Below are 19478 nucleotides of genomic sequence, written 5' to 3'. Positions count from 1 at the left end.
GCTCAATGGAGCCATCCTCAGGGACGCCCAGACCGTAAACCACACTTAAGTGGTCTCGTTTTCACAACATCACCGCATGGCGAAAACCCGAAATCCGGACAAACGGATAGGAGACAGACACGTGCGAAACGGACGGTTAGTTCATCTTCCGGAGTGTCACGGTCGGTATGCGGACACATGAGCGACACAATCCGTTTGACAAACGGGAACGGCCCCTCCCCGCACCGGACCGGTGGGGGGAGGGGCCGTCGCCGAACGTACGCGTTTCGGCCAGGAGCCGACTCGGGTCCTACTTGGCGGACTTGGCGCGCGAAGCGGTGCGCGAACGCTCCTTCTGGTCCAGGACGACCTTGCGGATGCGCACGGCCTCCGGGGTCACCTCGACGCACTCGTCGTCGCGGCAGAACTCCAGGGACTGCTCCAGGGAGAGCTTGCGCGGCGGGACGATCGCCTCGAAGGAGTCGGCGGAGGAGGAGCGCATGTTCGTGAGCTTCTTCTCCTTGGTGATGTTCACGTCCATGTCGTCGGCGCGCGAGTTCTCGCCGACGATCATGCCCTCGTACACCTCGGTGCCGGGGTCGGTGAACAGCACGCCGCGCTCCTGGAGGTTGGTCATCGCGAACGCGGTGACCGCACCGGCGCGGTCGGCGACCAGGGAGCCGTTGTTACGGGTGATCAGCTGGCCGAACCACGGCTCGTGGCCCTCGTGGATCGAGTGGCCGATGCCGGTGCCGCGGGTCTGGGTCAGGAACTCCGTACGGAAGCCGATGAGGCCGCGGGACGGAACGACGAACTCCATGCGGACCCAGCCGGAGCCGTGGTTCGACATGTTGTCCATGCGGCCCTTGCGGACGCCCATGAGCTGCGTGACCGCACCCATGTGCTCCTCGGGCACGTCGATCGTCATGCGCTCGACGGGCTCGTAGGTCTTGCCGTCGACCTCCTTGGTGACGACCTGCGGCTTGCCGATGGTCAGCTCGAAGCCCTCGCGGCGCATCTGCTCGACCAGGATGGCGAGCGCCAGCTCACCACGGCCCTGCACCTCCCAGGCGTCCGGGCGCTCGGTGTCCAGGACGCGCAGCGAGACGTTACCGATCAGCTCGCGGTCGAGGCGGTCCTTGACCTGGCGGGCGGTGACCTTGCGGTCCTTGACCGCGGTCTTCGCGTCCGCGCCCTTGCCGGAGCCGCCGCGGCCGACCAGCGGGGAGGTGTTGGTGCCGATGACCATGGAGATGGCCGGCTCGTCCACCGTGATGAGCGGCAGCGCGATCGGGTTCTCCGGGTCGGCCAGGGTCTCGCCGATCATGATGTCGGGGATACCGGCGACGGCGCAGATGTCACCGGGGCCGGCGACCTCGGCCGGCTTGCGGGTGAGCGCCTCGGTCATCATCAGCTCGGTGATGCGGACGTTGGAGACCGTGCCGTCACGCTTGATCCACGCGACCGTCTGGCCCTTGCGCAGCTCGCCCTGCTCGACGCGGAGCAGCGCGATGCGGCCGAGGAAGTTGTCGGCGTCCAGGTTGGTGACGTGGGCCTGGAGGGGGGCCTCTTCGTCGTAGGTCGGGGCCGGGACGTGCTCCAGGATGGTGGAGAAGAACGGCTCCAGGTTGTCGCTGTCCGCGGGGACGGTGCCGTCCTCCGGCTTGGTCAGCGAGGCGATGCCGTCACGGCCGCAGGCGTAGACGATCGGGAACTCGATCTGGTCCTCGTCGGCGTCCAGGTCCAGGAACAGGTCGTAGGTCTCGTTGACGACCTCGTCGATCCGGGAGTCCGGGCGGTCCGTCTTGTTGATGCAGAGGATGACCGGCTTGCGCTGCTGGAGGGCCTTGCGCAGCACGAAGCGGGTCTGGGGCAGCGGACCCTCGGAGGCGTCCACCAGGAGGACGACGGCGTCCACCATCGACAGACCGCGCTCGACCTCGCCACCGAAGTCGGCGTGGCCGGGGGTGTCGATGATGTTGATCGTGATCGGGGCCCCGCCGTCCTTGGGGTGGTACTTCACCGCCGTGTTCTTGGCGAGGATCGTGATGCCCTTCTCACGCTCCAGGTCGTTCGAGTCCATCATGCGGTCGTCGAGCTGCTGGTGGGCGGCGAAGGCACCGGCCTGCTTGAGCATGGCATCGACGATGGTCGTCTTGCCATGGTCGACGTGGGCGACGATGGCGACGTTACGGATGTCGTGGCGCGTGGGCACTTCGGCGCTTCTCCCGGGATCGTGGATGGCGTCGCGTACGGCCTGGCACGCGAGCCTCTGCCGGGCGGAAAACCTGCCACGGCCTTACCCCATCGTACGTCGAACGGCGGGAACCGCCTGCCGGGGGGTCTGTCAAGAGGCCGGACGACTGAGGACGGCCGGGGTGTGGGTGGGGAGTCCCGGCTGTCGGAGCGGCCTGTGTTCATGCGGGTCAACGGGTACGCACGACCTTGCCCGCCGGGGCTTCCGGCGGGCAAGGGACTTGAGTCACTTCTGAGCTTGCTACCCGCCGGTCAACCTGACAGGCCCCGTTTTTTCACCACTTCTTCGCCGGGGCGCCTCCCGGCCGCCGGGGCCCTCGGCCGCGGCTACTTCCGCTTCGCGTCCTTGGCCGTGGGCGGCTTCTTCCAGCCGATGTCCTGGAAGCGCGGCACCCCCATCCCGAAGGCGCCGGCGTTGGCCAGGCCCGGCTTGGCCGCCACCAGCTCGGGGCGCTGGTAGAGCGGGACGGAGCCGGCCGCGGCCCAGATCCGGGCGTCGGCCTTGCGCACCAGCTCGCGGGCCTTCGCCTCGTCCAGCTCGCCGGCCGCCTGGTCGAAGAGCTGGTCGATGTGGTCGGTGCCGACCCGGGTGTAGTTCTGCTCGACGAGCAGCGAGCCGTCGGCGGCCGGCTCCGGCTTGGCGAAGATCGGCCGGGCGTCGGTGGCCGGGAAGGCCGTGGCGGGCCAGGAGTACAGGGCCAGGTCGTACTGGCCCGAGGCGATGTGGTCCTTGAAGAAGCTCTCGTCCGGGACCTTGGTCGTCTGGGTGCTGATGCCGATCTTCTGGAGCGTCCGCGAGATCCGCTCGCCGACCGCGCGCAGGGCCTCCGAGCCGGGGCCCGCCGGCAGGACGAAGCGCAGGGTGAGCTGCTTGCCGTCCTTGGCGAGCATGGCGCCGGAGGTGCGCGGGGCGGTCTGCTTGGCCGGCGCCGGGGCCGGGGTCGCCTTGGCGGGCTCCTTGGCGGGCTCCTTGGCGTCCTCGCCCTCGCCCTCGCCGTCCGCCTTCGCCGCGGCCGCTGCCCTGGCGGCCGCCGCGCGCTTGCCGTCCTCGACGGCGCCCGCCTGGGCCAGCAGGGCCTCCTCCTGCTGGACGGCCAGGGAGGCCGGGGCCAGCGCCGGGGAGGGCCGCTCGCCCGGGGCGCCCAGCATGTGCTCCCCGTCGAAGACCGCCGGGCCCTCCTCGAGCGCCCGCGGGCCCACGGCGTGGACGCCGGGGGCGGACGGCCGGCCCCGGCGGTCCGGGCGGTCCTTGCGCGCGGCGCCGTTGCGGCCGTCGTCCTGGCCCACGATGTAAAGCCCGTCGTTGCCGGTGCCGTCGCCCGGTCCCGGCTTGGCCCCGCCCGGGGTCTTGCCGTCGTCCGTCGCCCCCTCGCCCTCCGGGCCCGCCTTCGCGGCGGGCTCGGTGAGCCGGCCGCCCTTGCGCCAGCCCGCGTCCGCGAGGAGGGCCTGGGCGGCGTGGGTGTCCTGGCCGCCGAGGGCGTCGCTGTTGTCGGCGTACGCCTGCTGCCCGGCCAGCGCCAGGTGGCTGCCGACGGGCTTCGCCGGCAGCCCCAGCGGCTTGAGGACGACCTCCGCGAGCTCCTTGCGGTCCAGGGCCCGGGCGATCGCCCGGCGCACCCGCTCGTCCGACAGCGGGCCGGAGGCCCCGTTCATCGCCAGCTGGGTGTACGAGGGCTCCAGCGACTTGCGGACCTCGAAGCCGCGCAGGGCCGACTGCTCGTCCGCGTACTTCTTCACCGCCTCGGCGTTCTTCTGCCGGCTCTCCTGCTCCTCCCTGGCCTTGGCCTCGTCGGCGCCGTGGGCCAGCGCCCAGGAGAGCGTGGCCTGCGCCGGCGTCAGCGAGGCGCCCGGGCCGTGGCTGCCGTCGACGCGGCCGGCGTCGCGGTGGGCCAGGGCGATCCGGTCGGCGCCCGCGCGGTCGATCTCCGCCAGGTCCACCTTCCCGGCGGCCAGCGCGGCCGGGCGGCCGGCGCGCGGGACCGCCGTCAGGACCAGGGTGTCCAGCTTGGCGGGCCGGCCCCACCAGCGGGGGTTGCGGGTCAGGGCCACGGTGCCGGTCTTCTTGTCGACGGCGCCCAGGTTGAAGGGCCCCGCGGTGACCTTGAGGACGCCCCGGGCCCCCTCGTTGAAGGCCTCCGGGGTGCCCATGACCTGCTTCGGGTAGAGGGGGCTGAACAGGGAGCGCCAGTCCGCGTACGGGCGGACGAAGGTGACCTTGACCTCCAGGTCGTTCTTGCCGCGCTCGATCTTCTCGATCCGCTCGTAGCCGGCGTTGCGGGCCGTCCAGTACGCCGAGTCCTTGCCGTTCAGGGCGCGCCACTGCGCCACGAAGTCGGCGGCGCCGATCTCGCGCCCGTCGCTCCACACCGCCTTCTGGTTCAGCTTGTACAGGACGACCTGCTTGGGCTCGCGCTCGACGACCTCCGCCTTCTCCAGGTAGTCCGGATCGGCCACCGGCCGCCCCTTGGCGTCCAGCGTGAACAGGTGGGGCAGCACCGCCCCCGTGATCCGGGTGGTGGTGGCGTCCGCGTCGGCCTGGAAACCGTTCAGGGTCTCCGGCAGCGAGTCCACCGCCCAGCGCAGGACCCCGCCGTCGGCTACCTGGTCGCGGGCCGTCAGCGCGATGTCGGGTCCGGCGGCGGCCGGACCCCCGTCGTCGTCGCCCGCCCCGCAGCCCGCGAGGAGCGGCAGTGCAAGGACTCCCGAGGTGAGGAGCGCCAAGGACCTGCGCGTTCTCTGGGTCATGGGTGGTACCTCCGGGGCGGGGCGTGGAGCCGTGAAAGAGGGGGGCCTTGATCACGTTCGGCGGTATATGGAGCTGATCACACTGGTGCCGAAACCCACTGAAATAGACGGGCCGCCGGGTCCTCCGGACCGGACCCGCGCCACGCCGCGAACCCCACCCGTGCGGACCAATCCCGGTTGCGGCCCGGACGGGCGGTCCCTCGTTCGAGGGATGAAAATGGGGGCAGGGAGGGGCGCACGGTTTGCGCCTGCGCGCCCGGAATCGCTGCACGTCCCTTCACAACCGGGGACGGAAGGCGCGACACTCGCAGGCGCCCGTGAGCGTTGCCACCGCACCCCCGCGGAAGTGAGGTCACGTCATGTCCCTGCAAGACGATCTGACGGCCGTACGACGCAACCTGAACGAGCTGGTCCGCTCGGTGGAACGGCTGGAGCAGGACGTCGCCCGGCAGTCGCCGGCCGCCGCCACCAAGCCCGCCGGCCCGGCCGGGATGGTCTCCGTCCCGGACACCCCGTACGACCAGTCCAAGTGGACGGACACCGACGACGAGGGCCTCGGCGTCCGCGACCGCCGCGCCCCCTGAGACCGGCACCGGCCACCCGTCGCCACCCACCCCCATCTGGCCCGGCCGCGCGAGCGGCCGGGCCTCCTGGGCCACCCCTCATCGCACTCCACCCGGAGTTCTCCTTGGCCACAGGCACGGAACCATCCCGGCAGCGGCCCGGCGGGGTCCACTCCCCCTCCCGGGCCGCGATCACGCCCCGGCACCTGCGCACCGACCGGTGGTGGCTGGCCCCCGCCGGCACCGCGGCCGGGCTGCTCGCCTTCATCGTCTACTCGACGTGGCGGGCGTTCGCGAACGCCCACTACTACGCGGCCCCGTACGTCTCCCCCTTCTACTCCCCCTGTCTGGCGGAGAACTGCGAGACGATGCGCGGCGGCCCCAACCTCGACCTGTTCGGCAGCTGGTGGGGGCTGTCCCCCGCCCTGCTGATCCTGGTCTTCCCCCTCGGCTTCCGGCTGACCTGCTACTACTACCGCAAGGCCTACTACCGGGGCTTCTGGGCCTCCCCGCCCGCCTGCGCGGTCGCCGAACCGCACACCGGGTACACGGGCGAGACCCGCTTCCCGCTGATCCTCCAGAACGCGCACCGGTACTTCTTCTACGCCGCCGTCCCGGTCGCGGGGATCCTCACGTACGACACCGTCCTGACCTTCCGCGACGGCCACTACGCCTGGGGCCACATGGGCCTCGGGACCCTGCTGTTCCTGGTCAACATCACGCTGATCTGGGCCTACACCCTGTCCTGCCACTCGTGCCGGCACATCATGGGCGGCCGCCTGAAGCACTTCTCGGCACACCCGGTGCGCTACCGCCTGTGGAGCTGGGCCGGCCGGCTCAACACCCGCCACATGCAGCTCGCCTGGGCCTCCCTGATCAGCGTGGCCCTGTGCGACTTCTACGTGTACCTGCTGGCCACCGGCACCTTCACCGACCCGAGGATCTTTTGATGACCCAAGTCGACCGGCAGCAGTGGGACGTGGTCGTGGTCGGCGCGGGCGGCGCCGGCCTGCGGGCCGCGATCGAGGCCCGGGAGCGGGGCGCCCGTACGGCCGTGATCTGCAAGTCCCTCTTCGGCAAGGCCCACACGGTCATGGCGGAGGGCGGGATCGCCGCCTCCATGGGCAACGCCAACGAGCACGACGACTGGCAGGTCCACTTCCGCGACACCATGCGCGGCGGGAAGTTCCTCAACCAGTGGCGGATGGCCGAACTGCACGCCAAGGAAGCCCCGGACCGCGTGTGGGAACTGGAGACCTGGGGCGCGCTCTTCGACCGCACCCCCGACGGGAGGATCTCCCAGCGCAACTTCGGCGGGCACGAGTACCCGCGCCTCGCGCACGTCGGCGACCGTACCGGCCTGGAGCTGATCCGCACCCTCCAGCAGAAGATCGTCCAGCTCCAGCAGGAGGACTTCAAGGAGCACGGGGACCACGAGGCCCGGCTCAAGGTCTTCCAGGAGTGCACGGTCACCAGGGTCCTCAAGGACGGGGACCGCGTTTCGGGCACGTTCTGCTACGAGCGCGAGACCGGCCGCTTCTTCGTCCTGGAGGCCCCGGCGGTGGTGCTGGCCACGGGCGGGATCGGCAAGTCCTTCAAGACCACCTCCAACTCCTGGGAGTACACCGGCGACGGCCACGCGCTGGCCCTGCTCGCCGGAGCCCCGCTGCTCAACATGGAGTTCGTGCAGTTCCACCCCACGGGCATGGTCTGGCCCCCGTCCGTGAAGGGCATCCTCGTCACCGAATCGGTGCGCGGCGACGGCGGGGTGCTGCGCAACTCCGAGGGCAAGCGGTTCATGTTCGACTACGTCCCGGACGTCTTCAAGGAGAAGTACGCCGAGACGGAGGAGGAGGGCGACCGCTGGTACGAGGACCCGGACAACAACCGGCGCCCGCCCGAGCTGCTCCCCCGCGACGAGGTCGCCCGGGCCATCAACTCCGAGGTCAAGGCCGGTCGCGGCTCCCCGCACGGCGGGGTCTTCCTGGACGTGTCCACCCGGATGCCCGCCGAGAAGATCAAACGCCGGCTGCCCTCCATGTACCACCAGTTCAAGGAGCTGGCGGACGTGGACATCACCGCCGAGCCGATGGAAGTCGGCCCGACCTGCCACTACGTGATGGGCGGGATCGCGGTCGACTCCGACACCGCCGCCGCGGCCGGGGTGCCGGGGCTGTTCGCGGCCGGTGAGGTCGCGGGCGGGATGCACGGCTCGAACCGGCTCGGCGGCAACTCCCTCTCCGACCTGCTGGTCTTCGGACGGCGGGCCGGCCTGCACGCGGCGGAGCACGCGGCGGGCGGCGGGGAGCGGCCGGCGGTCTCCCAGGAGCAGATCGACGCGGCAGCCGCCGAGGCACTGGCCCCCTTCCACGCCGACGAGGGCGCGGAGAACCCGTACACGCTCCACCAGGAGCTCCAGACGACCATGAACGACCTGGTCGGCATCATCCGCCGCGAGGCCGAGATGGCCGAGGCCCTGGAACGGCTCGCCGCCCTGCGCGTCCGGGCTGCCCGCGCCGGCGTCGAGGGGCACCGGCAGTTCAACCCGGGCTGGCACCTGGCGCTGGACCTGCGCAACATGCTGCTGGTCAGCGAGTGCGTGGCCCGCGCCGCCCTGGAGCGCACGGAGAGCCGGGGCGGGCACACCCGCGAGGACCGCCCGACGATGGAGCGGGCGTGGCGGCCGGTGAACCTGCTGTGCCGCCCCGTCGACCCGGCACCCGCCGATCCGGCGGCCGCCCGGATCGCCCTCGAACACGTACGGACCGACCCCATCCGCCCCGACCTGCTCGCGCTGTTCGAGAAGGACGAGCTGGCCAAGTACCTCGCCGAAGAGGAGCTCTACGGATGACCACCTACGACGCCCGCTTCCGGGTCTGGCGGGGCGACGCGGAGGGCGGGGACCTGCGGGACTTCACCGTCGAGGTGCACGACGGCGAGGTGGTCCTGGACATCGTCCACCGGCTCCAGGCCACCCAGGCCCCGGACCTGGCGGTGCGCTGGAACTGCAAGGCGGGCAAGTGCGGCTCGTGCAGCGCGGAGATCAACGGGCGGCCGAGGCTGATGTGCATGACCCGCATGTCGGTCTTCGACCGGTCCGAGACGGTCACGATCACCCCGCTGCGCGCCTTCCCGGTGGTGCGGGACCTGGTGACGGACGTGTCCTTCAACTACGAGAAGGCGCGCTCCGTCCCGGCGTTCGTGCCGCCCGCCGGCCTGGCGCCGGGCGAGTACCGGATGCAGCAGGTGGACGTGGAACGCTCGCAGGAGTTCCGCAAGTGCATCGAGTGCTTCCTGTGCCAGGACACCTGTCATGTGGTGCGCGACCACGAGGAGAACAAGACCGCCTTCGCCGGTCCGCGCTTCCTGATGCGGGTCGCCGAACTGGACATGCACCCGCTGGACGCGGCCGAGGAGGCCGGCCTGGACCGCAAGCGGACGGCCCAGGAGGAGCACGGGCTGGGCTACTGCAACATCACCAAGTGCTGCACGGAGGTCTGCCCGGAGGGCATCAAGATCACCGACAACGCCCTGATCCCGCTGAAGGAGCGGGCCGTGGACCGCAAGTACGACCCCCTGGTATGGCTGGGCACCCGCATCCGCCGCCGCTCGGCGTCGGACCCGCGGTAGGGGTGGGGCGGGGCCGGGGGTGCGGGTGAGCGGGGTCTGACCTGGGCGGTCTCAGAGAAGGCTTGGGGCTTTCCCGTCAGTCCCATCGTCCTTCCGCGTCGGGCCGCCCTGTCAAGGGCGCTCCTTCGTCGCGTCGCTTCGCGATCGCCTGCGGCGACCCTTGACAGACCGTCCCGCCACGGAAAAACGAAGACTGCCGGGAAACCCCCAAAGGAACGGGACGGATGTTCATGGGGCATGCGGCCGTGTCAGGGATCAGCCGGGCAGGCCGGGGGCCGGCAGACCAGCCTTCCGGCCCCCATCACCGTCAATCAGTGCCAGCCCACGCGTCAGATCGCTACGCGCTTCTCTTTTCTCGGCGGCTTGCCGCCGTCCTGGGCCGGGATGCTCTGCCGGTTGGCTTGTGGTGCCGGTACCAGCCCAAGACGGCCGCCGGACGCCAAGAAATGGGCAGCGCGTAGCGATCTGACGCGCCCACCGGCCCCGGATGCCCATCTCATCGGCCGTTCGTGCGGGTAGCGGCCCCAGACGGCCGCCGGACGCTGAGAAATGGGCAGCGCGTAGCGATCTGGTGCGTGGGGTGGCGCCGATTGACGGTGCTGGGGGGCCCGGATGCCCGGTCTGCCGTGTCCCGGCCTGCCCGGCTCATCCCTGATCCCGCCGCATGCTGCCTTCCATCCGTCCCGTTCCTTTGGGGGGTTCCCGGCAGTCTTCGGCATTTCGCGGCGGGTCGGTCTGTCAAGGGTGGAGCGCAGCGACATCGCGAAGCGACGCGACGAAGGAGCGCCCTTGACAGGGCGGCCCGACGCGGAAGGACGATGAGACTGACGGGAAACCCCCAAGCCTTCTCTGAGACCGCCCCGCCGGGACCCCGTCCTCCAGGTGCGGGGCCCCAGAACCCCTCATACCCTCCCAAATGTGTACCCGCCGAGCCGCCCGACGCCACGACAGCGCTTCGCGCTGCGGTGTGGCGTCGTGTTGGTGGTGCTCGCCGGGTGGTGGGGCGGGGGCGTGGCGGCGTCGCCCACGGCCCGTGCCGAGGATCCCGTCACCCTGGAGCAGGGGCAGATCACCGATCGGGTCGGGGCCCTCGGGGACCGGCGGGCCGCCGTCACCGCCGCGCTGGAGCGGTTGTACTCCGACCGGCGGATCCAGCTCTTCGTGGCCTACGTCCACGACTTCTCCGGCCGCTCCCCGCAGAGCTGGGCCGACGCCACGGCCCAGAAGAACGGCTTCGGGCGGGACGACCTGCTGCTCGCCGTGGCGACCGGCGTACGCCAGTACGCCTATTCGGCCGACGTGGACTCCGGTTTCACCGAGGCGCAGCTCGCCGACGTCGCGCGTACCGCCGTCGAGCCCGCGCTGCGGCAGAACGACTGGGCGGGCGCCGCGATCGGGGCGGCGAACGGCTACGACGCGGTCCTCGGCGGCAAGCGCGTGCCCGCCCCCGCCATCACCCCCGGGCCGGCCGACCCGGGCGGCGGCGCCGGGCAGGGGGCGGGCGGGGCCGGGGACTACGTGCTCCCGGTGGTGGCCGTCGGCGCGGTCGGGGCGCTCGGGGTGTACGCGTTCACCCGCCGCCGGCGGCGCGGGGGCGGCGGGCGGGGGACGGCGACGGAGCACCCCGGCTGGGACGGGCGGCGGGCCGAGCCGGCGCCGCTGCCCGAGCTGGACGCCCGGGCCCGCAGCCTGCTGGTGGAGACCGACGACGCGGTCCGCACCAGCACCGAGGAACTCGGCTTCGCGACCGCCCAGTTCGGTGACGAGGCCGTCACCGCCTTCACCGGGGCGGTCGCCTACGCCAGGGGCGAGCTGACGCACGCCTTCCGGCTGCGCCAGCAGCTGGACGACGCCTACCCGGAGGACGACGCCACCCGCCGCCGGATGCTGGACGAGATCCTGGCCCGCTGCGCGGAGGCGAACCGGCGGCTGGACGCCGAGTCGGCGGCCTTCGACCGGCTGCGGGACCTGGAGCGGAACGCCCCGCAGGCGCTGGCGACGGTGGAGGCCCACTTCCGGGCACTGACCGGCCGGACGACCACGGCCGAGGCCACCCTGACGGCCCTGGCCGGCCGGTACGCGGACTCGGCGTCCGCTCCGGTCGCCTCCAACGCCGAACAGGCGAAGGACCGGCTGCTGTTCGCGACCACCAGTCTCGGCGAGGCGCGGGCGGCGCTCGACGGCGGGGACAGCGGCCGGGCGGCGGTGCACGTGCGGGCCGCCGAGGGGGCGGTGGACCAGGCGGCGACGCTGGTGGACGCGGTGGAGCGGCGGGCGCGGGAGCTGGCGGAGGCGGCGGGGAGGCTGCCGGGCGCCCTCACGGAGACGGAGACCGACCTCGCCGACGCGCACGGCCTGCTGACCGGGACCACGGCGGGCTCCTCCACGGCGGACCTGCGGGGCCGGATCGCCCGGGCGGAGGCCGTACTGGCCGAGGTGCGGCGGGAGCAGGAGGCGGGCCGGTACGACCCGATCGACGCGCTGCGGCGGGTCGAGGAGGCCGATGCGGCGCTCGACGGGGCCCTGGCGGGGGCGCGGGAGCAGGAGTCGGGGCGGCGGCGGGCGGCGGCCCTGCTGGAGCAGGCCCAGCTGTCGGCCCGCAGTGCGATCGGCGCGGCGGCGGACTACGTCACCACCAGCCGGGGCGCGGTGGGCAGCGAGGCCCGGACCCGGCTGGCGGAGGCGCAGCGCCACCTGGAGCGGTCGGTGTCCTCGGCGGGCACGGATCCGGCGGGCGCGCTGGTGGAGGCGCAGCAGGCGGACGCGCTGGCCCGGCAGGCGCAGCGGCTGGCGGAGCGGGACGTCGGGGCGTACCGGAACCCGTACGCCGGGCAGCGGGCCGGCGGCGGCCGGGGCGGGGCGGTGCTCGGCGGGATCATCCTCGGCGAGCTCCTGCGCGGCGGCGGCCGGGGCGGCTTCGGCGGAGGCGGGGGCGCAGGCGGGGGCTTCGGCGGTGGGGGTGGGAGCGGGCCGGGGTCCTTCGGCGGCGAGGGCACCCGGGGCCGTATGGGCGGCGGCGGGCGCTTCTGAACGCCGCACCCCGCACCCGGCGGCCACCAACCCTGCAGGACAACCGCCCGGGAGCCCCACCCGGCAGGACCGCCCGGCAGGACCCACCCGCAGGCCACCGCCCCGCATCCGGCCGCAGGACCCCGACGCCCCCGCCCGCACCGGGCCGTGGCGACCCCCCGGAAGGACCCACCATGAGCAAGCAGACCATCCTCGGCCGTGTCACCCAGCTCGCGAAGGCCAACATCAACGCGCTGCTGGACCAGGCGGAGGATCCGCAGAAGATGCTCGACCAGCTGATCCGCGACTACGCGAACAACATCTCGGAGGCCGAGCAGGCGGTGGCCACCACCATCGGCAACCTGCGGATGCTGGAGGCCGACCACAAGGAGGACGTGGACGCGGCCGCCGAGTGGGGTGCCAAGGCCCTCGCGGCCAGCCGGAAGGCGGACGGGCTGCGGGAGTCGGGGGCGGAGGCGGAGGCGGACCGGTTCGACAACCTGGCGAAGGTGGCGCTGGGGCGGCAGATGCGGTCGGAGAGGGAGGCGGCGGTGGCCGCGCCGGTGATCGCCGCGCAGACGGAGGTCACCGACAAGCTGAAGGCGGGCCTGGCCTCGATGAAGGAGAAGCTGACGGCACTCCAGGCGAAGCGGGACGAGCTGGTGGCCCGGGCGAGGACGGCGCAGGCGCAGAACACGATGCTGGACGCGGTCAAGGACATCGACGTGCTGGACCCGACGAGCGATCTGCACCGCTTCGAGGAGAAGGTGCGGCGCGAGGAGGCCATGGCCCTGGGCCGGCAGGAGCTGGCGGCCTCGTCGCTGGACGCGCAGTTCGAGTCCCTGGAGGAGCTGGGCCGGGCCTCGGAGATCGAGGCCCGGCTGGCCGCCCTGAAGTCCCGGGGAGCCTAGCGGTCCGGCGACCGGGTCCGCCTACCCGTACATGCTCAGGAGTTCCTCCGCCGAGAGTTCGGCCGCCGCCCCGTCCGGGGCACCGCCGGGCATCGGGAGCGGGAGTTCGAACCAGACCGTCTTGCCCCGGTGGGTGCGCCGGGTGCCCCAGCCGGCCGAGAGCAGGCCGACCAGCTGGAGGCCCCGGCCGCCCTCGTCGGTGTCGCGGGCGCGGCGGCGGCGCGGCTGGGCGAGGTTGGCGTCCCAGACCTCGCAGACCAGGGTCCGGTCGAGGATCAGCCGGAGCCGGATCTCGCCCTCCCCGTAGCGCAGGGCGTTGGTGACGAGCTCGCTGACGAGGAGTTCGGTGGTGTCGAGCAGTCCTTCCAGGCCCCAGGCGGGGAGCTTGGCGCGGGCCAGTTCGCGGGCCCGGCCCACCGAGCGGGCCTCGCGGGGCAGCTGCCAGTCGCCGACGGCGTCGATGGGCAGCCCCTGGACCCGGGCCATCAGCAGGGCGATGTCGTCCTCGCCGTGGCGGGTGTGCAGGGTGTTCAGGACGTGGTCGCAGACCTCCTCCAGCGGGCGGGCCGGGTCGGCGACGGCGCCGCGCAGGCCGCGCAGGCCCTCCTCCAGGGGGTGGTCGCGGGATTCGACGAGGCCGTCGGTGTAGAGGGCGAGCAGGGCCCCTTCGGGCAGTTCGACCTCGACCTCCTCGAAGGGTTCGCCGCCGACGCCGAGCGGCATGCCGGTGGGGATCTCCAGGAGCAGTCCGGGGCGGGGTTCGGCGCCGTCCTCGGTGGGTTCGACCAGGACGGGCGGCATGTGGCCGGCGTTGGCGATGGTGCAGCGCCGGGTCACCGGGTCGTAGACGGCGTAGACGCAGGTGGCGAGGTAGACCTCGGAGCGGTCGGCGTCGCGGGAGTGCAGGGCGGAGCGGGAGGCCTGCTGGGCGCCGCCGGGTGCGCCGAGGCCGCGGGCGACCTCGTCGAGGGCGCTGAGCACCTCGGCGGGTTCCAGGTCCAGGAGCGCGAGGGTGCGTACGGCGGTGCGCAGCTCGCCCATGGCGACGGCGGCGCGCAGGCCGCGCCCCATGACGTCGCCGACGACCAGGGCAGTGCGGTGCCCGGGCAGTTCGATGACGTCGAACCAGTCTCCGCCGACCTCGGTGGCGGCGTTGCCGGGCAGGTAGCGGCAGGCGATGTCCAGGCCGGCGGCCTCCGGGTCGCCGGGGGGCAGCAGGCTGCGCTGGAGGATCAGCGCCCGTTCGTGTTCGCGCCGGTAGAGGCGGGCGTTGTCGATGCAGACGGCGGCCCGGGCGGCGAGTTCGACGGCGACGGCCCGGTCCCGCTCGCCGAAGGGCTCGCTGCCCTTCGTACGGGAGAACTGGGCGAGGCCGACGACGGTGTCGTGGGCGACCATCGGGACGATCAGGGTGGACTGGACGAGGTCGTCCGATCCGCCGCCCTCGATCAGCCGGGTCCGCGCGGTGCGCAGGGCGACGGCTCCGGGGGAGGCGGCCGGGTAGCGGTGGGTCTCCCCGACGGAGACCAGTGCGCCCGGGCCGGAGAGGGGGGCGTCGGATACGGCGGAGGCGAAGGCCACGCGGCGCAGCGGCGCCGAGGGGGCGCGCCGGACGCCCTGGCCGGGCAGGGTGGGCACGCCGGGGCCCTGGGGGCGGGCGGGGCGGTCGTCGTCGCCGAGGAGGAGCCCTTCGTAGAGGTCGACGGCGGCCAGGTCGCAGAAGCCGGGGACGGTGACGTCGAGGAGTTCGCGGGCGGTGGTCTCCAGGTCGAGGGAGCTGCCGATGCGGTGCCCGGCCTCGTTGAGGAGGGCGAGGTTGCGGCGGACGCCGGCGGCCTCGCGGGCGGCGAGGTGGCGGCGGGTGACGTCGGTGCCGAGGCCGGCGATGCCGATGGGGCGGCCGGTGCCGCCGTGGACCCGGTAGAGGTTGATGGACCAGTGCCGGTTCTCGCGGCTGCCGGGGGCGGCGCCGGTGATCCGCAGGTCGGTGACGGATTCGCCGGTCTCCAGGACCCGGCGCAGGGCGGCCGCCATCCGGTCGGCCTCGTGCGGGGGCAGGTAGTCGTGCACGGTGCGGCCGCGGTGTTCCTCCACGGCGCCGCCGAACACGGTGGCGAAGCGGCGGTTGGCGCGCTGCACGGTGAGGTCCGTACCGAAGAGCAGGAAGCCGAAGGGAGATTGGCCGAATATGGCCTGCGAGGCGGCGAGGTCGGATTCGATCCGGCGCAGTGCGCGCACATCGACCACGACGCAGAGCGCGGCCCGTTCGCCGGTCCCGGTCTGGGTGGGCATGACGTAGATCTCGGCGACGCCGTGCGCGCCGTTCCCGCCGGGGATCCGGAAGGGGACCAGGCCGGTCCATTCCTTGCCGTCGAGGATCTCGGCGACCCTGCGGTGCCCGCCGTCGCGCAGCTCGGGCGGCATGAAGGCGTCGACGGGGTCGCGTCCGACGGCCTGGGCTGCGGGAAGTCCGAACAGCTCCTCGGCGCGCAGGCTCCACTGGTCGATCAGCCCGTCCGGGCCGATCGAGAAGGACGCGACCTTTATGTAGTCATATATCGAGCCAGGCGGACTGCTGTGCCACAAGGAGTCGTGCCACGACTCCCCGGGCACTCGGGTCTGATGTGCCTGCGCAGGTATCTCGCTCACGCGACCGTCCCCTCCAGCTCACCGCAACCGGACCGGCCATGACCGAAGTATTCAGCACCACGGCCCCGTACGGCACGGCGTTCACGATCACAAAAGGGTCCCGTTGTTTTCCGGCCACGTCCGGCGGTCATCCCAGACGTGTTCCGGGAGACCCCCTGCCGCCCTTCATCTTGTTACTCACCAGGAAGAGCCAACTCGAACCACACGGTTTTCCCCGACTTTCCGTGCCGGGTGCCCCAGCGGCGCGCGGAGACGGCGACGAGGTGCAGTCCGCGCCCGCCCTCGTCGTCGGGCTCGGCGACCTTCTCGCGGGGCGGATCCGGAAGCGGATCGGAGACTTCCACGAGCAGGGCCGGGCCGCCGGTGAGGCCCGGCGCCGCGGGATTGCGCCGCTCCAGCCGGACCCCGATGGGGCCGGAGGCATAGCGCAGGGAGTTGGTCACCAGCTCACTGACCAGCAGGACGGTCACATCTCCGACGGCGTCCAGGCCCCAGGAGCGGAGGGCGCCGCGTACGGCGTGGCGGGCGGTGCGGACGGCACCGGGCTCGGCGGGGAAGGCCCACTCGGCACATTCACCGTCTGCGTCGATCACGCCGATCACTTCCCGGGCCACCAGCGACCCCAGTCAGGTTCGTCGGGGACGAATGGGGGACGAGATAGGGACTAATAGCGACATACCCGATATTCGGGGCGTCGTACCACCCGATCCCCCGGCCACGGGCGCACTGTGGCACGGACGGCCTAGAACGGGAGCGTCACGCGCCCCGGTGCGCCCCGTCCGCTCCCTGGCCGGCGAGCCTGCGGCCCGCCTCGGCGACGAAGGGGCGGTCCTGGTCGAGCCAGTCGACGGAGTCCAGCTCGTGCGGGCCCAGCCAGCGCAGCTCGTCGTGGTCCTCCAGCGGGGCGGGCTCGCCGGAGAGCAGCCGGGCGGTCCACACGTGCAGGACCAGGCCGGGCTTCAGCGGCCACTCCCCCGGGATCCGCTCCAGTGCCTCGGTCTCGACGCCGAGTTCCTCGCGCAGCTCGCGCACCAGCGCCTCGGGCACCGTCTCGCCCGGCTCGGCCTTGCCTCCGGGCAGCTCCCAGCGGCCGGCAAGCTCCGGCGGCGCGCTGCGACGGGCGGCCAGCAGGCGCCCGTCATGACAGAGGGCTCCGCCCACGACCACGCGTACAGTCATGGACGGAGCCTATGCCAGGCCCTGTGCGGACCTTCAATTCCTGCTCGTGGCGGCCGGGCTGCCGTCCGCCTGCCCGATCCGCTCGACCCAGTAGAGCTGCTTGTGGCCCCGGTCCTCGAAGACGTCGACGACCTTCTGGGCCTCGGCCCGGGTGGCGTACCGGCCCACCCGGTAGCGGTTGCCGTTGTCGTCCTGACGTATGACCAGCCATGGAAGCAGGGCACCGCTGTCGTTCATCGCGCTCCACCCTCCGCCGATGTTCCTGCCCAGGAAACCGCATTGCGCATATGCCTGAGCTTACGCCCGACCTTCACTGAGCGGATACGGGTTTTCACGAAGAGGTACCTGGGGGGCGTACGCATCCGGCCAGGCGTGCGAAAGCGCCGCCGGAACTCCCCTTCCGAGCCCCGGCGGCGCCTGAGAACCCCCGGTCAGCGCACGGGCAGGTGGTACGAGAGCCGGTAGCGGTCGGCCGGGACGACCACATCGGCCGTCTCCACGGCCCGCCCCGACGCGTAGTACGTCCGCGTCACCACCAGCACCACGTGGCCCGGCACCCCGCCGAGCGTCATGTTCTCCTCCGCCAGCCCCGGCCGCGCGCCGACCTCCTCGACCACGTTGTCCACGACCACGTCGATCGCGGCCATCCGGTCGACCACCCCCGAGCCGCCCAGCGGCCCCTCCTCCGGCAGCATCACCGGGGTCCGGCCGGTCACGGAGAGCGGCTCCCAGGAGGTGGAGAGCATCATCGCCTCGCCCGCGTCACGGAAGACGTACCGGGTCCGCATGACCCGGTCCCCCGGCTCGATGCCCAGCCGCTTCGCGATGTCCGCCGGCGCCGGCGCCTGCTCGCTGCTGGACTCCCAGGTGCCGTGCGCGCCGGACTCCGCCTGCTCCTGCCGGAACGGCGTCGACGCGCCTCCCGTGCGGTAGCCGGAGCGGGCGACCCGGCGCGGGACCGGCTGCTCGCGCACGTACGTACCGGACCCGGAACGGCCCTCGACCAGGCCCTCCGCCATGAGGACCTTGCGCGCCTCCAGCGCGACGGTGTCGGAGACGCCGTACTCCTCGCGGATCCGGGCCTGCGAAGGGAGCCGGGTGTGCGGGGGCAGGGACCCATCGACGATCTTCCGTCGCAGATCCCCGGCGACGCGAAGATAGGCCGGCTGCTCACCGAAAGTCACTGGCCACTCCCATCAGGTTGACAGACAGCTACACCCTGGCAACCCACTGTTGAGCTGTGCAAGTGCGGGCCAGAGTTTCACCCGATGTGATGAAGCCTGGTCACTCAAACCCGTTACCGGGCGTTACCTCCAAAGGCCTCAGGCCGCGCCGGACGAGGGCCCGCGCCCCGGCCCCGCCTGGGCCCCCCGCAGCCACTCGGGAACCCGCGTCGACAAACCGTAGGCCCCCCGCAGCGCCTTCTCCGACTCCGTCGTCAGCGCGTCCGCCGCCGCGTCCCACGCCTGCCGGAAATCGGACGGCCGCACCGCCCGCGCCGCCCGCTGCCACGCCACGCGCGCCGCCGCCAGCTCCTTCAGCCGGACCCCCGCCTCCGGATGCGCGGCCTCGGCGTCCCGCAGTACGCGCTCCTGCGCGCCCAGCGCCTCGTCCACCTCCCGCGCCCAGGTGCGGTACTCCGGCAGCGCCTCGTCCAGCTCCCGCTCCGGGGCGCGCCCCAGCGCGCCCTCCGCCGCGTTCAGGGCGCCCAGGAGGGTGACCTGCTCGGGCGTCAGCATCCCCGCGTCCTTGCGCAGGCTCCCCCGGTGCTCCTCCCCCGAGGTGCCGATCACGCACAAGAGCCGGCGGTCGCCCGCCCGCCAGGACTCCCGGGTCGGCGCGAAGTAGTACATCTCCGCGTAGTCGGGCAGCGCCCACGCGTCCATCGCGTACGCGTCCTGCGCCTTCCAGCACGTCTGCGTGGCAGTGTCCTTGAGCTTCGAGGCGCCCGGGAAGCCGCCGGGGCCGAGCGTCACCGCGGAGGTCACCTCGGCGTCGTGCACCTGCGCGCAGTCGGTCCGGTAGGTGAAGGGGGTCTCGGCGAGCAGGTCCCCGCCGGGGACGTTGAAGCAGTCGCCCGCCCGCAGCCGGTCCATGTCGGTCAGCTGGCCCTCGACCTGCTCCGGCTCGGGCCGCGAGCCCAGGTGCTCCAGGAAGGGCCGGGTGTAGCTCGTCAGGCCGTACAGCAGTACGGCCGACATCACCAGGGAGACCACCAGGCCGACGACCGCCAGCGCCCGGCCCCGCTCCCCCCTGCGCCCGGTCTGCACCAGCGCGACCAGGCCGAAGACGACCCCGAGCGGCGGGAAGCAGAGCAGCCCGACCAGCAGCGAGGCGAGGGCGAACCCGTTGAGCGGGGGCGGCCCGGGCTGCCCGGGCGGCGGCCCCCACCCCGGCTGCGGCGACGGCGGCGGCCAGGAGTGGCCGGGACCGTCGGGGCGGGGCGGTTGCGGGGTGCTCACAGCGTGAGGTGCTCCATCACAGGGGGGCTCGAAACGGCTGCGCGCGCACGACCTCACGCGAACGGCTGCCCGAAATAGTACGCAGCGGGGGCGAC

The 19478-nt window shown here is 72.7% G+C and carries 14 protein-coding genes; 6 read left to right on the top strand and 8 right to left on the bottom strand.

Annotated features, from left to right (window positions below):
* Positions 1 to 289: 289 nt before the first annotated feature.
* Both typA and ABT403_RS09005 read right to left on the bottom strand, forming a co-directional pair.
* Entirely contained in the window at positions 290 to 2194 is a 1905-nt protein-coding gene (gene typA / locus ABT403_RS09010) for a translational GTPase TypA (RefSeq protein ID WP_344164478.1), read from the bottom strand.
* Positions 2195 to 2562: 368 nt separating this feature from the next.
* Positions 2563 to 4980 carry an ABC transporter family substrate-binding protein gene (locus ABT403_RS09005; RefSeq protein WP_344164475.1) on the bottom strand — a complete coding sequence of 806 codons (2418 nt, stop codon included), beginning with the start codon at positions 4978 to 4980 and terminating at the stop codon, positions 2563 to 2565.
* A 359-nt stretch (positions 4981 to 5339) separates the two neighbouring features.
* Here ABT403_RS09005 and ABT403_RS09000 point away from each other — a divergent pair, with 359 nt between their 5' ends.
* From ABT403_RS09000 to ABT403_RS08975, 6 genes are all read left to right on the top strand, one after another.
* The gene (locus ABT403_RS09000; RefSeq protein ID WP_344164472.1) at positions 5340 to 5564 is read left to right on the top strand and encodes an Rv0250c family protein; all 225 of its coding nucleotides are present in this window, start codon (positions 5340 to 5342) and stop codon (positions 5562 to 5564) included.
* Between the two features lie 104 nt (positions 5565 to 5668).
* Entirely contained in the window at positions 5669 to 6493 is an 825-nt protein-coding gene (gene sdhC / locus ABT403_RS08995) for a succinate dehydrogenase subunit SdhC (protein ID WP_344164469.1), read from the top strand.
* A complete protein-coding gene (locus tag ABT403_RS08990) occupies positions 6493 to 8394 on the top strand; it encodes a fumarate reductase/succinate dehydrogenase flavoprotein subunit (RefSeq protein ID WP_344164466.1) in 1902 nt (633 codons plus the stop codon). Before sdhC ends, ABT403_RS08990 begins: the two co-directional genes overlap by 1 nt.
* On the top strand, positions 8391 to 9173 hold the full coding sequence (locus tag ABT403_RS08985) for a succinate dehydrogenase/fumarate reductase iron-sulfur subunit (protein ID WP_344164463.1): 783 nt from the start codon (positions 8391 to 8393) through the stop codon (positions 9171 to 9173). The genes ABT403_RS08990 and ABT403_RS08985 overlap by 4 nt, the downstream gene beginning before the upstream one ends.
* 918 nt (positions 9174 to 10091) lie before the next feature.
* Positions 10092 to 12203 (top strand): TPM domain-containing protein, encoded by a 2112-nt coding sequence (locus ABT403_RS08980; protein WP_425580252.1) that lies wholly within the window; start codon positions 10092 to 10094, stop codon positions 12201 to 12203.
* Positions 12204 to 12376: 173 nt separating this feature from the next.
* Positions 12377 to 13093, top strand: coding sequence for a PspA/IM30 family protein (locus tag ABT403_RS08975; protein ID WP_344164460.1), 717 nt, complete (start codon positions 12377 to 12379; stop codon positions 13091 to 13093).
* A 21-nt stretch (positions 13094 to 13114) separates the two neighbouring features.
* Here the strand turns inward: ABT403_RS08975 and ABT403_RS08970 are convergent, their stop codons facing one another.
* From ABT403_RS08970 to ABT403_RS08945, 6 genes are all read right to left on the bottom strand, one after another.
* Positions 13115 to 15733 (bottom strand): SpoIIE family protein phosphatase, encoded by a 2619-nt coding sequence (locus ABT403_RS08970; RefSeq protein ID WP_425580274.1) that lies wholly within the window; start codon positions 15731 to 15733, stop codon positions 13115 to 13117.
* A gap of 182 nt (positions 15734 to 15915) precedes the next feature.
* Positions 15916 to 16344 (bottom strand): ATP-binding protein, encoded by a 429-nt coding sequence (locus ABT403_RS08965; RefSeq protein WP_344165840.1) that lies wholly within the window; start codon positions 16342 to 16344, stop codon positions 15916 to 15918.
* A 154-nt stretch (positions 16345 to 16498) separates the two neighbouring features.
* Positions 16499 to 16921 carry a (deoxy)nucleoside triphosphate pyrophosphohydrolase gene (locus ABT403_RS08960; RefSeq protein ID WP_344164457.1) on the bottom strand — a complete coding sequence of 141 codons (423 nt, stop codon included), beginning with the start codon at positions 16919 to 16921 and terminating at the stop codon, positions 16499 to 16501.
* Positions 16922 to 16954: 33 nt separating this feature from the next.
* Positions 16955 to 17158, bottom strand: a complete 204-nt coding sequence (locus ABT403_RS08955; protein ID WP_344164454.1) for an SPOR domain-containing protein — start codon at positions 17156 to 17158, stop codon at positions 16955 to 16957.
* 194 nt (positions 17159 to 17352) lie between these two features.
* Complete coding sequence (locus tag ABT403_RS08950; RefSeq protein WP_344164451.1) at positions 17353 to 18105, bottom strand: GntR family transcriptional regulator; 753 nt, start codon at positions 18103 to 18105, stop codon at positions 17353 to 17355.
* 138 nt (positions 18106 to 18243) lie between these two features.
* Positions 18244 to 19383, bottom strand: coding sequence for a DUF4190 domain-containing protein (locus ABT403_RS08945; protein ID WP_344164448.1), 1140 nt, complete (start codon positions 19381 to 19383; stop codon positions 18244 to 18246).
* Positions 19384 to 19478: the final 95 nt, after the last annotated feature.

It is taken from the genome of Streptomyces sp. NPDC000075, from assembly GCF_040301925.1.
Lineage (GTDB): Bacteria > Actinomycetota > Actinomycetes > Streptomycetales > Streptomycetaceae > Streptomyces > Streptomyces polychromogenes.
This window is presented reverse-complemented; position numbering and strand designations above follow the sequence as displayed.

Excerpts from the sequence above, each read along its gene's own strand:
- ABT403_RS08990 (WP_344164466.1), top strand. The coding sequence starts at position 6,493 with ATGACCCAAGTCGACCGGCAGCAGTGGGACGTGGTCGTGGTCGGCGCG.
- ABT403_RS08985 (WP_344164463.1), top strand. The coding sequence starts at position 8,391 with ATGACCACCTACGACGCCCGCTTCCGGGTCTGGCGGGGCGACGCGGAG.
- ABT403_RS09000 (WP_344164472.1), top strand. The coding sequence starts at position 5,340 with ATGTCCCTGCAAGACGATCTGACGGCCGTACGACGCAACCTGAACGAG.
- ABT403_RS08960 (WP_344164457.1), bottom strand. The coding sequence starts at position 16,921 with ATGACTGTACGCGTGGTCGTGGGCGGAGCCCTCTGTCATGACGGGCGC.
- ABT403_RS08975 (WP_344164460.1), top strand. The coding sequence starts at position 12,377 with ATGAGCAAGCAGACCATCCTCGGCCGTGTCACCCAGCTCGCGAAGGCC.
- ABT403_RS08955 (WP_344164454.1), bottom strand. The coding sequence starts at position 17,158 with ATGAACGACAGCGGTGCCCTGCTTCCATGGCTGGTCATACGTCAGGAC.
- ABT403_RS09005 (WP_344164475.1), bottom strand. The coding sequence starts at position 4,980 with ATGACCCAGAGAACGCGCAGGTCCTTGGCGCTCCTCACCTCGGGAGTC.